General features: G+C 41.8%; 13 protein-coding genes. 7 read left to right on the top strand and 6 right to left on the bottom strand.

What is annotated here, in order from left to right; genetic code table 11:
• A partial coding sequence (locus tag NWP21_RS08100; RefSeq protein ID WP_348519762.1) for a type ISP restriction/modification enzyme occupies positions 1-583 on the top strand: 583 nt, incomplete at its 5' end.
• 100 nt (positions 584-683) lie between these two features.
• On the opposite strand, the gene NWP21_RS08105 is transcribed toward NWP21_RS08100, so the two are convergent.
• Together NWP21_RS08105 and NWP21_RS08110 are read right to left on the bottom strand one after the other, a co-directional pair.
• Positions 684-2447 (bottom strand): ATP-binding protein, encoded by a 1764-nt coding sequence (locus tag NWP21_RS08105; protein WP_280792283.1) that lies wholly within the window; start codon positions 2445-2447, stop codon positions 684-686.
• Positions 2448-2625: 178 nt separating this feature from the next.
• A complete protein-coding gene (locus tag NWP21_RS08110) occupies positions 2626-2862 on the bottom strand; it encodes a hypothetical protein (RefSeq protein ID WP_280792284.1) in 237 nt (78 codons plus the stop codon).
• A gap of 419 nt (positions 2863-3281) precedes the next feature.
• Here NWP21_RS08110 and lepA point away from each other — a divergent pair, with 419 nt between their 5' ends.
• Complete coding sequence (gene lepA / locus NWP21_RS08115; RefSeq protein WP_280792285.1) at positions 3282-5093, top strand: translation elongation factor 4; 1812 nt, start codon at positions 3282-3284, stop codon at positions 5091-5093.
• A 98-nt stretch (positions 5094-5191) separates the two neighbouring features.
• Here the strand turns inward: lepA and NWP21_RS08120 are convergent, their stop codons facing one another.
• Positions 5192-5605, bottom strand: coding sequence for a YbhB/YbcL family Raf kinase inhibitor-like protein (locus NWP21_RS08120; RefSeq protein ID WP_280792286.1), 414 nt, complete (start codon positions 5603-5605; stop codon positions 5192-5194).
• Between the two features lie 228 nt (positions 5606-5833).
• Here NWP21_RS08120 and NWP21_RS08125 point away from each other — a divergent pair, with 228 nt between their 5' ends.
• Together NWP21_RS08125 and NWP21_RS08130 are read left to right on the top strand one after the other, a co-directional pair.
• A complete protein-coding gene (locus tag NWP21_RS08125; protein WP_280792287.1) occupies positions 5834-7024 on the top strand; it encodes a glycosyltransferase family 4 protein in 1191 nt (396 codons plus the stop codon).
• 162 nt (positions 7025-7186) lie between these two features.
• Positions 7187-8209, top strand: coding sequence for a Type 1 glutamine amidotransferase-like domain-containing protein (locus NWP21_RS08130; protein ID WP_280792288.1), 1023 nt, complete (start codon positions 7187-7189; stop codon positions 8207-8209).
• Between the two features lie 135 nt (positions 8210-8344).
• On the opposite strand, the gene NWP21_RS08135 is transcribed toward NWP21_RS08130, so the two are convergent.
• From NWP21_RS08135 to bcp, 3 genes are all read right to left on the bottom strand, one after another.
• On the bottom strand, positions 8345-10594 hold the full coding sequence (locus tag NWP21_RS08135) for a DNA methyltransferase (protein WP_280792289.1): 2250 nt from the start codon (positions 10592-10594) through the stop codon (positions 8345-8347).
• A 160-nt stretch (positions 10595-10754) separates the two neighbouring features.
• Positions 10755-11918 (bottom strand): IscS subfamily cysteine desulfurase, encoded by a 1164-nt coding sequence (locus NWP21_RS08140; RefSeq protein ID WP_280792290.1) that lies wholly within the window; start codon positions 11916-11918, stop codon positions 10755-10757.
• 135 nt (positions 11919-12053) lie between these two features.
• Positions 12054-12530, bottom strand: a complete 477-nt coding sequence (bcp, locus tag NWP21_RS08145) for a thioredoxin-dependent thiol peroxidase (RefSeq protein WP_280792291.1) — start codon at positions 12528-12530, stop codon at positions 12054-12056.
• Between the two features lie 172 nt (positions 12531-12702).
• On the opposite strand from bcp, the gene NWP21_RS08150 reads away from it, so the two are divergent.
• From NWP21_RS08150 to NWP21_RS08160, 3 genes are read left to right on the top strand one after another with little or no spacing between them, the layout of a single operon-like run.
• Positions 12703-14037, top strand: a complete 1335-nt coding sequence (locus NWP21_RS08150) for a Rieske 2Fe-2S domain-containing protein (protein WP_280792292.1) — start codon at positions 12703-12705, stop codon at positions 14035-14037.
• Positions 14038-14066: 29 nt separating this feature from the next.
• Positions 14067-14909: an FAD-binding domain-containing protein gene (locus NWP21_RS08155; protein ID WP_280792293.1), complete on the top strand. Its 843-nt coding sequence runs from the start codon at positions 14067-14069 to the stop codon at positions 14907-14909.
• Positions 14906-15322, top strand: coding sequence for a hypothetical protein (locus NWP21_RS08160; RefSeq protein ID WP_280792294.1), 417 nt, complete (start codon positions 14906-14908; stop codon positions 15320-15322). Before NWP21_RS08155 ends, NWP21_RS08160 begins: the two co-directional genes overlap by 4 nt.
• The last annotated feature ends 38 nt before the right edge of the window (positions 15323-15360 follow it).

A 15360-nucleotide genomic window follows, 5' to 3' on the forward strand; every position in this document is an offset into this window, starting at 1 on the left:
TAACATCACCGACTGGGGACTAGAACAAATTCACACCCATTACCAAGACACAACAATTACTAAAATAGATATCTTCCACTACACCTATGGGGTGCTACATAACCCAGAGTACCGCCAAAAATACGAACTCAATTTAAAACGAGACTTCCCCCGGTTACCTTTATATGATAACTTTCCCCAGTGGGTGGACTGGGGTAAACAACTGATGGATTTACATATCAACTATGAAACCGTCACACCCTACAAACTCAGTCGGGTTGATATTCCTTTAAAGGATAACCAAACCACACCCAAGCCAAAGTTAAAAGCTGATAAAACCAAAGGGATTATCATCTTAGATGATGTGACCACATTACAAGGTATACCCAGTATAGCATGGGAATATATGCTGGGCAATCGTTGCGCCTTAGAATGGATTTTAGATCAATACAAAGAGAAGAAACCCAAAGACCCGACTATTGAGGAAAAGTTTAATACTTACCGGTTTGCAGACTACAAAGAACAGGTGATAGATTTGTTGATGCGGGTGTGTAGGGTGAGTGTGGAAACCATGAATATTGTTAATCAGATGTCGGGTGGTTAAGATCCCCGACTTTTCACATGATCACAGATAATCTAGGATAATTTAGCTAGAAGTCGGGGATCTGTGTGTGGGGATGGTATGGCGATGTTAAAGGCGATCGCTAGTGGGGTCTCTTTGGAGGATGCGTAAGATCCTCAATATCAGCAGTAACTAAAACAGGTTGTTGATAGAGAGGTACTGTAAATGTGACCGTTGAACCTAGTCCTTCCCCCAGACTGTAAAAATGTACCTCGCCACCCATGGCTTCTATGAGTTTCTGGGATATGACTAGTCCCAAACCTGTACCCCCGTACTGGCGAGTACGTGAACCATCTACCTGGGAGAATAATTGAAAGAGTTTATCTTGTTTATCCAGGGAAACGCCGATACCTGTATCAGCTACTTTTACCCTGACCATTCCGGGAAATTCCTGATTTTGAAATTTCGCCTTTTTCAAGACTAAATCAGCACTGACGTTAATACTCCCTTCTTGGGTGAATTTGATAGCATTATTCACCAAGTTGAGCATGACCTGTAGTAACCTTTGGTAATTACCATGGACAATAATCTCATCAGAGGTAGGGAGCATCTGCATTTGGAAACTCAAGTTTCTTGACTCTGCTTGGGGGCGCACAAAATTTTCTACATCTTGAAATAGATCATTGAGTTTGACCGCGGAGCAAGCAAGCTCCATTTTGCCGGCTTCAATTTTGGCTATATCTAAGATATCATTGATAATATGGAGTAGATGTATTGATAAATAATGAGCCTCACAAATAAACTGATGTTGTTCTTGAGGATCATCTGCCATGCCTTCCAAAATCAGCTTTAAAAAGCCAATCATACCGTTGAGGGGGGTACGGATTTCATGGGAAACGTTAGCGAGAAATTCGCTTTTGAGGCGGGAGGCTGCTTCGGCTTTTTGACGGGCTGCTTCTAGTTCTTTATATAGGGTAGCATGGGCGATCGCAGTTCCCAACTGATCAGCAAACTCTTTGGCTAATTCTAGTTCTGCATCTGTCAAGGGGTGAAATTCATCTTTAATAGTGATGGCAATTAGTCCATTAGCTTGGTCTTGATAGCAAGTAGCCACCACTAAGATTTTGTCCGGGGGAGACAGATTATACCGGGACATCTCCATGACAACAGGTTCTAGGGTGGCCAAGGCCTTGGCAAAAGCTGGCTCAGAAGTTACATCTATTTCCCGTCCGAGCATCGAAGCTCGCTCTGGGTGGTGATACTCGGCTATGACCTGGACTCTAGAACTAGAGGGGTGGTAAGGACAGATAATGCAACGCTCTAGCCCTAGGGTTTTGCCTAAACTGTCAACTGTTTGTTGCCAAATCACATTTAAATCCAATGTCCGCCGGATATTTCTGGTAATTTTATTTACCAGCTTATGGTATGGTTGTGTGCGGACTTGATGACCCAGTACATTTACAGCTAAATCTTCAGCGGGGGATTTCCTCCCAGCCACTTGTAAGAATCTTCCCATGACTAAAACTGTGGTAGCAGCAGTTCCCAAGGGTGGGATCATAGGGGAAATTACCAACTCGAACTCGAGTAATTTTTGACAGCAGCTAAACCAGCATTGGAACTTTTCCGGCACCAAAGTATTTAAAATCCGGTGTAAGCGTTCCAAATAAGCGCCATTATCTACTGGGACAAAAACCTTGTCCTCATGACTTTGATTAACTATTTGCTTAGGGTTTAAGCCCAACAGTTCGCTATGCTGACAGTAAAATGTTACGTAGCGTCCTGTCCCATCTTGAGTGTATGCCAACTCTGAACTTAGAGTTGGCATACAGCCATCAGTGTGATTAGGGGAACCTTCCAGATTCTGGGGAAATAAATCCGGCAATTGGGAGTTAGCAGTAAAAGTCATTAATCGAGTTGGATAGACAAATGGCACCTCAAAGCAGTTTTGCCCAAGCCCCTGGTGAAACAATTGGGGGTAAATTATTACAGCTTTGGCATCCTTACATTGGGTATTTTGGCCTTTTTTGCACCAATAGTGACAAACTTTACGTTTTCTTCATGTTTTATTTACACCTTGTTTATTTTCAGTCATTCCACTCACCCCGGGGGGGGACGGGTACGCGCCGATGGTTGCGTGTGAGTTCATCATCCCTGTGAGCCTCACCCCGCAACCATTGACGAATGGCTACCTCAATGACTTTACTGGGGTCATTGGTTAAGTGCTGAATTTGTTCTACTAACTCCGAGTCCAAGTGGACGGCGACTTCTACCTTCTTGGTGCGTTGATGCTCACCTTCGGTAGGTTTCTCTTTCATATTCATAGGTTTATATACTCAGAGATTTTTACCTCTCAAGCTTTGTCGAGGGCTGATGATCTACCATTGGAGCAATTTGCATTTATAGTGAGATAGTTACCGAAAATAACGCCAGATTAACAGCATTTGCTTTGGAATGGTAAATGTGATCAACTCCCTAAACAACAACTCCAGAATTTGTGCTGTGTAAATCAGTAGTTATAGGCAGTTAGCTAGTGTAACCCCCCAAGATTTCTAGATGATTTACTGAATATACATTTATTGTAGGGTACTGGTTCGTCAATCCCATCAGGTTAAATAGACTTTAATAGACTTTAATATATATTCTTCACTCTCCGGCAACAGCGTCTTGGCTAAGAAAGGATTAAAATATATGAAGTAAATTTCTTGTTTAACCTTGATTGCTGCTTCAGCAAAGATAGTATATGACTGACGTTCCCGCAGATCGCATTCGCAATTTTTGTATTATTGCTCACATTGACCACGGGAAATCTACCCTCGCCGATCGCTTGTTACAAGCTACTGGGACTGTGGATGAGCGCCAAATGAAGGAACAGTTCCTGGACAACATGGATCTTGAACGGGAGCGCGGCATTACGATTAAGCTGCAAGCTGCCCGGATGAACTACAAGGCTAAGGATGGTCAGGAATATGTGCTGAATTTAATTGATACTCCTGGCCATGTGGATTTCTCTTATGAGGTGTCCCGGAGCCTTGTGGCCTGTGAAGGGGCGCTGTTAGTGGTGGATGCGTCTCAAGGTGTGGAGGCGCAAACTTTGGCTAATCTCTATCTGGCTCTAGAACATGACTTAGAAATTATTCCGGTTTTAAACAAAATTGATTTACCAGGAGCAGAACCGGAGCGGGTAATTGGCGAAATTGAAGAAATTATCGGTTTAGATTGTAGTGGTGCGATTCTGGCTTCGGCGAAAGAAGGAATCGGCATTAATGAAATTTTGGCAGCGGTAGTAGAGCGCATACCACCGGCAAAAGACACTACAGACGCACCCTTACGAGCATTGATTTTTGATAGTTATTACGATAGCTACCGGGGGGTAATTGTTTATTTCCGGGTGATGGATGGGAGCATTAAAAAAGGCGATCGCATTTACTTGATGGCATCAGGTAAAGAATATGTCGTTGACGAGTTAGGTGTACTGTCTCCCAATGAAAAGCAAGTGGAAGAACTCCACGCCGGGGAAGTAGGCTATTTTGCCGCCGCCATTAAAGCTGTAGCTGATGCGCGAGTGGGGGACACAGTTACCCTATCTAAAGCTAAAGCCCCAGCCGCATTACCAGGTTACACAGAAGCCAAACCCATGGTATTTTGTGGGATGTTCCCTATTGATGCTGACCAGTTTGAAGACCTGCGGGAGGCTTTAGAAAAGCTGGGACTCAATGATGCAGCTCTGCAATATGAACCGGAAACTTCTAGCGCCATGGGTTTTGGCTTCCGTTGTGGGTTTTTGGGGTTACTGCACATGGAAATTGTCCAGGAACGTTTAGAACGGGAGTATAACCTGGATTTAATTATTACAGCCCCTTCAGTTGTTTACCGTGTAGTCACTAACAAAGGTGAAGAACTGTATATAGATAATCCCAGCCATTTACCGGCTCCCAACGACCGGGAAAAAATAGAGGAGCCATACGTTCAAGTAGAAATGATTACGCCAGAAGGCTACGTCGGCACCTTGATGGAACTGTCCCAAAATCGCCGTGGTATTTTCAAGGATATGAAATATCTGGCCCAAGGACGTACTACCCTGACATACGAGTTACCTTTGGCGGAGGTGGTCACTGACTTTTTTGATCAAATGAAGTCGCGATCGCGGGGTTATGCCAGTATGGAATATCATCTGATCGGCTACCGGGAAAATCCCTTAGTGAAGCTGGATATTATGATTAACGGCGACCCGGTTGATTCCCTAGCGATGATTGTACACCGAGATAAAGCCTATGGTGTGGGGCGGTCAATGGCGGAAAAACTCAAAGAACTGATTCCCCGCCATCAATTTAAAGTGCCAATTCAAGCTGCGATCGGTAGTAAAGTCATAGCCAGTGAACACATCCCCGCTTTACGCAAAGATGTGTTAGCTAAGTGCTATGGTGGCGACATTAGCCGCAAGAAGAAACTTTTACAGAAGCAAGCAAAGGGTAAAAAACGGATGAAATCTGTGGGAACTGTGGATGTACCCCAAGAGGCTTTTATGGCTGTGTTGCGTTTAGACCAGGGCTAAAGAAAACTCTGGGATATGCTCCACAATTAAAACCTGTGTAGAGACGTTCTGTGAGAACGTCTCTATTTTTTTTAGTATTTATACGTACTATTTAGCTTTTAATGTTGCTTTTGATAACGTCCAATCAATTGGGCTGTTGCCAAAATATGATTTGCCATCGCTGCTTCTAATTCTGCTTTGGTGATGCCAAAATCTAGCCCTAAAGGCGCATCTAGGGCGTAAAGTTTAAAAAAATAACGATGGGTACCACTGGGTGGACAAGGGGGAGTATAGCCCAATTGTCCAGTATCATTTTTACCCTGGATCCCACCCCCTGCTAGCAAGGGTTCTGTGGGTATCCCCTCCGGTAAGTTCCGGGTCTGGGGGGGTAAGTTAAAGAGAACCCAATGTACAAATGTGCGATTGGGAGCGTCGGGGTCATCCACAATTAAGGCAAAGCTACGGGTTTGAATGCTGACATCTTCCCATTTAAGTGAAGGAGAAATACCTTGACCTTCACAAGAAAATTTCATGGGAATCATACCATCTGCACAAAAGCTGTCACTTAGCAGTTTCATTTACACTCAAAGTCAAGAAATGTGGAAATTAAAAGTATCCTAAACATCAGAAAGTCTTTTCTCCTCTTCCTCTGGTTGTGTTATCTTGATTTATCGGCTCTATCCAAAAAATTAGTAAATATACTCACTACAATTACTATGTTGGTCTTTGTAGATAAATTAGGCTATTGGAGAGTTTCATAAATGAAGATACTGGCGCTAAGTTGGGAATTTCCACCGAGGTTAGTGGGGGGAATTTCCCGCCATGTGGCGGAGTTATATCCAGAACTGGTAAAGTTAGGACATGAAATTTACCTGATTACCGCAGAGTTTGCTCAAGCATCGATGTATGAGCTGGTTGAAGGTATACAGGTGCATCGGGTACCAGTTGCACAAAGTCGCGATTTTTTCCACTGGGTAGGTAATCTTAACCAAAGTATGGGAGATCACGCTGGAAAACTAATTCTGGAGGAAGGACCTTTTGATTTAATTCACGCTCATGATTGGTTGGTAGGAGATGCGGCGATCGCTTTAAAGCATAACTTTAAAATCCCCCTGATTGCTACCATCCACGCCACTGAATACGGGCGACATAACGGTATTCACACACCTATTCAAGGTTATATTCATCACAAAGAATATTTACTAGCCTATAACGCTTGGCGAATTATTGTCTGTACAGACTATATGCGGCGAGAGGTACAACAAGCCTTATATAGTCCTGCAGACAAAATAGATATCATTTATAACGGTATTCGACCAGAAAAGAAACAACACGACGAAAGCTTTCATCCCCAGGAGTTTCGCCGCCAATTTGCCGCCGACCATGAAAAAATTGTTTATTATGTGGGTCGCATGACATACGAGAAGGGTGTGTCTGTATTACTTAATGCTGCGCCCAAGGTGTTGTGGTCAATGGGTGGTAACGTTAAATTCGTAATTATTGGTGGGGGAAATACCGACCATCTCCAGCATCAAGCCTGGGAGTTGGGAATTTGGGACAAGTGTTATTTTACCGGCTTTCTCTCTGATAAATACTTGGATAAATTTCAAACCATTGCTGATTGTGCTGTTTTCCCTAGTCTTTATGAACCCTTTGGTATTGTGGCCTTAGAAAGTTTTGCTTCCCGCGTACCAGTAGTAGTATCAGACACTGGCGGTTTTCCAGAAGTAGTCAAAAATACGCAAACAGGGATTGTCACCCAAGTAAATAATCCCGACTCTTTGGCTTGGGGAATTTTAGAGGTTCTCCAACATCCTGGTTATCGCCAATGGTTGATTGATAATGCTTACAGGGACTTAGCCCAGCGGTTTAACTGGACAAAATTAGCCCAGCAAACACAAACAGTTTATCAGCGCGTCATCCAAGAGCGATCGCAAGTTGTCTGGCTTTAAAACCAACTATCTACACAGTGATTATGCGAGAATAACGCCGAGAAATAAAGATTACCCCTGGTTATACCGCGTAAAAAAACATTACAACCCATATACGCTGGAAATTTCCCCCTTTTTGGTGCGAGAGTTAGCAATAATTGTGGTTTGCACCAGCAGCTTAGTATGACCAAGGTATTCCCAAGCATAGCAAAGTGGTTCAGGACTATCAGAACCATGTTGAGGAAGATGGGAACCGCCCTCATAGCATTCCTAAACCCCGACATCCCACCAGAAAAAACTTTAGATTTACGTCCCCCCTCAGTCACACCCTTAGCAGGGCCTGTGCATATTTTAGGTGGAGGCGGTCCAGATGTAGAAGAAGCCATTCAGTGGATGATTCATCAAGTCCGGGGATCAACTAGCTACTCCACCAAAGTTAATGTTGTCGTACTTCGCACTTCCGGTAGTGATGATTACAATCGCTTAATTTATAATATGCAGGGAGTCAAATATGTAGAGACTCTGGTAATTAGTAACCGACAGGATGCGAATAAATCCGAAATTATCGAAAAAGTCAGAAATGCGGACGTAATTTTCTTTGCAGGTGGCGACCAATGTGAGTATATCCGTAACTGGAAAAATACCAAATTAGAAGCTACCATTAAATCAGTTTATGCCAAAGGCGGCGGCATTGGCGGCACCAGCGCCGGGGCGATGATTCAAAGTGATTATGTCTATGATGCTTGCGCTTCCTCCCAAGAAGGTATTGAAACCAGAGAAGCTCTCGAAGACCCCTACCGAGACATCACCTTTACTTACAACTTTTTCCCGTGGAGTCATTTAACGCGGACCATCGTTGATACCCATTTTGACAGACGCAAAAGAATGGGGCGCATTATGGCTTTTATCGCCCGTCAAATCCAAGATGGCGTATCGAAGAGCGTTTTAGGGATAGCCATTAGCGAAGAAACATCTGTGACTGTCGATAAATTTGGTATGGCTAAAGTCATGGGTAGAGGCGCTGCATATTTCGTTTTAGGAGACCATCCCCCAGAAATATGCAAACCCCGCACACCTCTAACATATTACGACTATAAAATCTGGCGGGTTCCCCGTGGTGATACTTTCAACTTAAGGAATTTACCCACCAGAGGTTACTATCTCAGGAGTGTAAAACGGGGTCGGTTTGATTCTGACCCTTATTAATTGGGAACTTCACCCCAACCCTCTCTTGACTAAGGAGAGGGGGAAATATCTTTTTCTTGACTGACCCAACTGACCTATGGGCAGGCTAAAATTAATATGGGTTGGGTATCAGTATCCCCCTAGGGTCTATAATCATTAATTTTTTGTCTCAAATAGCGAAAGTTGACCCTGTTTTTTGAGTCTCCAACTGTCTTCCCCTATACGTTCGGCGATATCTTCCAATACACTTAAAATAGTTTGATTTTCCGGTGTATTTCCGTTTTTCAACAATGGTAACAGATGCAGAACTATTGTATCAAAACCTGGATGATTATTTTCTCGTTCCATTCTTCTTAGATAACTAATTAAATAGTATTTAATTATCAGTTTTACATCAATATGTGACTGGAATTTTGTATCTTTCTTCAAAGTAAATAGTTCAGTTTTTTCGTCATAGTCAAAATTACCTATTAAAATCGGCGTTAAATCTGAATACTCTTTTTTTAACAAGTCTAAGAAACCTAACTCTAAACCTTTAATAATTAGTTCATCGTTAATTTGCTCCAATGAAGCACCGTCATTTTTAGCAATAATTCCTTCAATAGTTTCAATGACAATTTCTGCAATATCCATTCCTAAATTAGCTTTCATGATAGTTCTAGGACTACGAACTTTGCGGAAATTAATTATTAATTGTCCTGACAAAACTGTAAAAGGATTTTGTCTTTTCTTAAAACTTGTCTGTCCATTTTTTTGCGGTACTGCTCCAATATATTCAAACCCGCACTTTTCCGCAGTATCAATAATTAAATGCCAAAATTCAGGATCTTTATGGGCGAATACAAATGATAACCAACGGTCAAATTTTAACACTCTATACATTTCTTTAATGCTAGCGGCTATCAGGTTATTATATTCATCTTTAGTTTTTTTATGTTCTCCTCCTTCAATTGCTTCTTGTTCATAGTCTTTTTCTGTGACTTTTAAATCTAGCCACCCATTCCACATTACCGATAAGTCTAAATAGGGTATTTTTTTACCATAGGGAGGGTCAGTGTATATATAATCTACACTTTCTTTAGGAATAAAACTTAAATCTGTAGCTGAATGTTTAATAATTTGTGCATGAGAAATGGTTTGTTCATTAATGTAATATTCCATCTCTTTTTTAGCTGATACTATTTTTTGAAATCGCAGTTCAAAATATTTGATAATATCAAGGTCTAAGGGTTTAGGTGCAATTCTATAGCGATAATAAACAAACAGAGAACAATTACCACCGGGACGAACAAGACGATTTGAAGTATGATATGTGAGATTTAGTCTAGTTATGAGTCCAGAAAACATTAACATCAATGAATCTTTAATGTTTTTGTCTTTCTCTTTTTGAATAATTGACTTTAATAAACCTAGTTGTGCTAAGTGTTTATCACTAAATAACTGTTCTACTGTTTCGACATCTGAACCTTTAGGTAATTTTAAACCTTGAGGATAGGGGTATTTTGTTAATGCTTTCTTTATTTCAGTTTCTGTAGTGGGTTCTTTTTTTTGATATTCTTTTTTAATTCTTTCAAAAGCTGCTGAAAGTTCATTAAAATCTACAGGAGCTATTAAGGAATTAACTATAAAGACCGCCATAGGATTAATATCTATGCTAATGGCTTTTCTGTTATTCATTAAAGCTTCAATTGCTGTTACACCACTACCCCCAAAAGGATCAAGAATTAAATCTCCAGGTTGACTAAAGTTTTTTATATATTCAGCTACTACATTCCAAGCTTGTTTAGTAAAATATCCATGAACGCCAAAATGTCTTCTTGCAGCTCGTTTGGTTACGGGAATTTCTGCTAATAAAGGACGGGTATTATAATTAAAATTACCTTGAGGCTTAACTGTAGCTGTAGTATTTTCATAACTAAAGTTTTTGCCAGATTGAAAGCTATTAGGTGCAAGATATTGATTTAACTTTTCCCAATAAAATTCAATTTCATCAAGGGCAAAAAATAGAATAGGTATGTCAGTTTCGGTAGTTTTAAATAGAGAAAATTCTACGCCATTACAAAGAGCAAAATAATTAGTCCTAATTTCCGGGTGGATAGCATAACTATAAACTTGCTCTATATGCTCACCTGATTTGATATTTTGATTGGGTGATTTTGCATCAAGCACCCAAGCAAATTTATTTTCTAACTTCAAAACATAATCAGGAATAAGATTTACCGGGCGTTTTTTACTACCAATTTTTAAAAAAGGATGTTGTAATGTTTTACTACGAACTATATTTATTTGCCTATAACCAAGTGCTTTTAAAATCGGCAAAATAATTACTTCCCTAACACTATCTTCTTTAAAATCTGGGTTGGATTTGAGACTGTGAAAGTTCAATTCCCCAAAAATATTCTGCATTTTGATGTTTCCTCCTCTATCAGGGTAGATGAAATTTTGGATTGCTATACTTCTAAAATTTAAATAGAAGTTCTGCTGGATTTTAGCAGCATTCAAGTTCTAATTTGAACTCCCCTCCTGGCTCACACCGGAGGGGGTGGGGTACAATGACCCCAAGCAATTAAGCGAACTTGAGAGAGCGTAAACTTTCCACAGTAGAAATAACCTGCTGTGCGACTATATCCATCTGTTCAGCAGTGTTAAATCGTCCCATCCCAAACCGCAGGGAAGCATAAGCTAATTTTTCCGAGTGTCCCAAAGCTGTGAGTACATGGGAAGGCGCTGTACTGGTGGAGGAACAAGCAGAACCAGAAGAAACCGCCATCACCGGTTGTAACCCTAACAATAACGCCGCACCATCTACCCCCTCAATACTAATATTCAAATTTCCCCCTAGTCGCTGGGTGGGATGTCCGTTGAGGTGAATCCCCGATAACTGTGAGAGCTGTTCCCATAACCTTTGTCGGAGTTCCCCTAGGCGTTGATTTTCTGTTGCTTGGGAGGCGATCGCTATTTCCACAGCTTGACTAAAACCGACAATTTGCGGTGTATATAAAGTTCCCGAACGCATCCCCCGCTCATGTCCACCGCCATGTAGTTGGGGTGCGAGTTTAACTCTAGGGTTACGTCTGCGGACATATAAAGCCCCAATCCCCTTTGGTCCATATACTTTATGTGCTGTCAGGGACATCAAATCAACTTTCATCCCCTGGACATCCAAGGGAATTTTACCAATAGCTTGGGCTGCATCCGTATGAAAAATGATATTTCTTGCCCTACAAATTTCGCCAATTTCTGCCAAGGGTTGTAATACGCCTATTTCGTTATTAGCTGCCATGACTGATACTAAAATTGTATCAGGACGCAAAGCCTTTTCTAACTCACTTAAATCAATTAAACCATCTGGCTGCACAGGGAGAATGGTAATATCAAATCCCAAAGATTTTAAATAATTACAAGGGTCAAGCACCGCACTATGTTCTGTCGCTACGGTGACAATATGCTGACCCTGTTGAAAGTAAGCCTCAGCTACACCTTTAATGGCTAAATTATTGGCTTCTGTAGCACCACTGGTAAATAGGATTTCTTCGGGTGTAGCATTAATAGCTGTGGCTAAAATTTCCCGTGCTTGTTTGACAGCTGCTTGCGCTTCCCAACCGTAAACATGACTAATACTAGATGGATTGCCAAAGTGTTCTGTAAAATAGGGCATCATGGCTGCTAATACCCGTTCATCTACAGGTGTAGTAGCGTGACAATCAAGATATATAGGACGGATAGACATAAACTAACTGGAAATTTGACTGAGTTGTTTTTAATAGTGATAATTTTGTCATCTCCTCCTTGGTTAATCCCAAGATCCCCGACTTCTGGTGTAGATGGTCGCTGAGTTGGGAGTTGATCAAAGAAGTCGGGGATCTCAAAGCGCTAATTCCCGTAACTTAGTTAATACTGCTTGTCCATGACCTTTAGTTTTAACATTGGGCCAAGTGTAAGCAATTATCCCATCTGGTGAGATGAGAAATGTTGACCGGGCTACACCCATATATTCTTTACCCATGAATTTCTTTAACCGCCAAGCGCCATAGGCTTCTATGGCCTGGTGTTCAGGGTCACTTAACAAGGTAATAGCTAAATTATGTTTGTCAATAAACTTACAATGAGCTTTTGTGGAATCTGGACTTACACCTAATATTTTACCTCCCAGTTGGCTGAACTCGGCAGACAAGTCGGTAAAGTCCTTGGCTTCGGTGGTACAGCCAGGGGTATCATCTTTGGGGTAAAAATATAATATAACCCACTGACCGGGAAAATCACCCAGGCTAACGGTATGATTATCTTGGTCAGGGATGGAGAAATTAGGCGCGAGTTGTCCGGTTTGGGGAATGTCACTCATTATGTATTGTAGATAGCCATCTGATCAAAATTTTACCTGTATGAGGGGAGGTGAAAAATAGCCACAGGGAATTTTTTCATCTTCTGTGACAATATCTTAGTAAGTGGCTTTGGCGAAAAGAGCGCCTGAGCGTCAGATTTTCCACCCAACTTAAACACCACCATCATCAACAATGCCATCTGAATTTAACTTTTTCCAACAGTGGTATCCCCTCTCACCAGTAGAAGATATTGACCCTCAACGACCAACACCAGTCACTCTGTTAGGAATTCGTTTAGTTATCTGGAAGCCTAAGTCATCTGAGACTTACCGGGTATTTTTAGACCAATGTCCCCACCGCCTCGCTCCTTTGAGTGAAGGACGTGTTGAGGAGAAAACTGGTAATTTAATGTGTAGTTATCATGGTTGGGAATTTGATTCTCAAGGGGTGTGTACTCACATTCCCCAAGCGGAAAACCCAGAAATTGTGACTAAAAATCAAAATAATTACTGTGTAATTTCACTACCAGTCCGCCAGGCTAATGATTTACTTTGGGTTTGGCCTGATGGGAACTCAGCAGCACAAGCAGCCAATACGCCCTTACCCCTGTCACCTCAAATAGATGCTAATAAAGGGTTTGTGTGGTCGTCTTATGTGCGGGATTTAGAATATGATTGGCAAACTTTAGTGGAAAATGTCGCAGATCCTAGTCATGTCCCTTTTACTCATCATGGGGTACAGGGTAAAAGAGAAAATGCCGTACCCATATCTATGGAGGTTGTACAATCCACTTCAAAGTTAATTGAAACAGTGATTAATAGAGGTATGAAAACTACAATCACCTTTGTACCTCCTTGTCGTTTGGAGTATGCCATTACTTTAGGGGACTCTGGGGAGAAAAAACTAGGACTTGTCACCTACTGCATTCCTGTATCTCCGGGTAAGTCCAGAATTGTCGCCCAATTTACCCGCAACTTTGCCAAAACACTCCACCAGATTATACCGCAGTGGTGGACTCATGTCAACACCCGTAATCTGGTACTGGATGGAGATATGATTATTTTACACCAGCAAGAAAAGTTTCTGCAAGACAAACAAGCATCTGCAAGCTGGAAGAGTATCTATAAACTAGCTACAGGTGCAGACCGTTTGGTAATTGAGTTTCGTAATTGGTTTGATCAGTATTGTGGCGGTCAGCTACCTTGGGAAGAAGTAGGAATTAGGATCGCACCTACCCCCATTAATGATCAGCGTGCTGTATTACTTGATCGCTATTCACAACACACTCGCCATTGTAGAAGTTGCCGTAACGCTCTCAAGGTTATACAACGCTTACAAGTGGGATTATTAGTATATAGTATAACTACTATTGCTGGAGTTGCTTTACTTCCTGATGCCCTAACAATTAAGTTGGGTTTGCCCTTGGTAATCACAGCAGCTTTAACTATGGGAGCTTACTCCTGGTTGAAATTCCAGTTAGTACCTCAGTTCTACTTTGTAGACTATATCCATCCCCAAAAGCAATAGTTGACCGTAATTATATATAAACCTAACATATGCGACGTGATTTTAGTAACCGCGATGAGTTAATAGCCTACCTGGGGGAACAATTCCCCCATGCAGCCCAAAGGGATGGTCATGTGAGTGAAACCGTGGGAGGGCGTAAAGCTGCACAGAAATTACTAAAACAAGTAAACCCGGTAACCTACGCGAAAACACGTAATTTTTTAAATGGGGCTGTCACCAGACTTTCACCCTATATTCGTTATGGAGTGTTAAGCTTGGGCGAGGTGCGGGATTATGTGTTAGCAAAAGTACAAGACCCCAAAGATGCGACTAAGCTAATTAATGAATTGGCTTGGCGTGACTATTGGCAGAGATTGTATATGAAACTAGGCGATCGCATATGGGAAGACCAAGAAGAATATAAAACTGGGTACACCCCAACAGACTACGCGCCCAACTTACCAGCAGACATCACCCAAAGCCAAACAGGAATGGTGTGTATAGATAGCTTTAGCCAGGAATTACGCTCAACCGGCTACTTACACAACCATATGCGGATGTGGCTAGCCGCCTATATTGTCCATTGGCGGCGCATTCGTTGGCAAGCCGGAGCCGAATGGTTTTTACAACACTTGTTAGATGGTGACCCAGCTAGTAACAATATGTCATGGCAATGGGTAGCCAGCACCTTTAGCCATAAACCCTATTTTTTCAACCGTGAAAACTTAGAACGCTATACCAAAGGTGTTTATTGTCGCCAGTGTAACCTTCATGGTCATTGTGACTTGGAAGGTAGCTATGAACAATTAGAAAAGAGACTGTTTCCCCGGGCTAAATTTACCAAAAACCCCAATAGTCAAAGTTGGCAACAAGGCAAAAAAAGTAAAAAATGAGTCAAACAATAGTTTGGGTACATGGGGACTCACTGAGTCCACAAACCGGAGCATTACAACAATACCCCCATGCTCCAGCCATCTGGGTATGGGATGATGCCTTAATTGAAGAATGGCAAATCAGCCTTAAACGGATCACATTTATTTATGAATGCCTATTAGAGCTCCCAGTCACCATTCGCCGTGGTAACGTAGCCCAAGAAATTGTAGCATTTGCCCAAGAACATCATGCCGATGTAGTAGCCACAGCAGCCAGTCCCAGCCCCAGATTTAAGCATATTTGCCACCAAATAGAAACATCATTAACTTTAGAAGTCTGGGAAACAGAACCATTCTTAGAATACGATGGCTATATAGACCTGAAAAGATTCTCCCGGTATTGGAAAGTAGCAGAACAACAGCTTTTTGAGTGAACTTACCCTTTGCGCTCCTTTGCGCCGGACTTTGCGCC

The organism is Anabaenopsis sp. FSS-46, from assembly GCF_029891665.1.
GTDB lineage: Bacteria > Cyanobacteriota > Cyanobacteriia > Cyanobacteriales > Nostocaceae > Anabaenopsis > Anabaenopsis arnoldii.

Coding starts and splice junctions, on each gene's coding strand:
- NWP21_RS08105 (WP_280792283.1), bottom strand. CDS start 2,447: ATGACTTTTACTGCTAACTCCCAATTGCCGGATTTATTTCCCCAGAAT.
- NWP21_RS08110 (WP_280792284.1), bottom strand. CDS start 2,862: ATGAATATGAAAGAGAAACCTACCGAAGGTGAGCATCAACGCACCAAG.
- lepA (WP_280792285.1), top strand. CDS start 3,282: ATGACTGACGTTCCCGCAGATCGCATTCGCAATTTTTGTATTATTGCT.
- NWP21_RS08120 (WP_280792286.1), bottom strand. CDS start 5,605: ATGAAATTTTCTTGTGAAGGTCAAGGTATTTCTCCTTCACTTAAATGG.
- NWP21_RS08125 (WP_280792287.1), top strand. CDS start 5,834: ATGAAGATACTGGCGCTAAGTTGGGAATTTCCACCGAGGTTAGTGGGG.
- NWP21_RS08130 (WP_280792288.1), top strand. CDS start 7,187: ATGACCAAGGTATTCCCAAGCATAGCAAAGTGGTTCAGGACTATCAGA.
- NWP21_RS08135 (WP_280792289.1), bottom strand. CDS start 10,594: ATGCAGAATATTTTTGGGGAATTGAACTTTCACAGTCTCAAATCCAAC.
- NWP21_RS08140 (WP_280792290.1), bottom strand. CDS start 11,918: ATGTCTATCCGTCCTATATATCTTGATTGTCACGCTACTACACCTGTA.
- bcp (WP_280792291.1), bottom strand. CDS start 12,530: ATGAGTGACATTCCCCAAACCGGACAACTCGCGCCTAATTTCTCCATC.
- NWP21_RS08150 (WP_280792292.1), top strand. CDS start 12,703: ATGCCATCTGAATTTAACTTTTTCCAACAGTGGTATCCCCTCTCACCA.
- NWP21_RS08155 (WP_280792293.1), top strand. CDS start 14,067: ATGCGACGTGATTTTAGTAACCGCGATGAGTTAATAGCCTACCTGGGG.
- NWP21_RS08160 (WP_280792294.1), top strand. CDS start 14,906: ATGAGTCAAACAATAGTTTGGGTACATGGGGACTCACTGAGTCCACAA.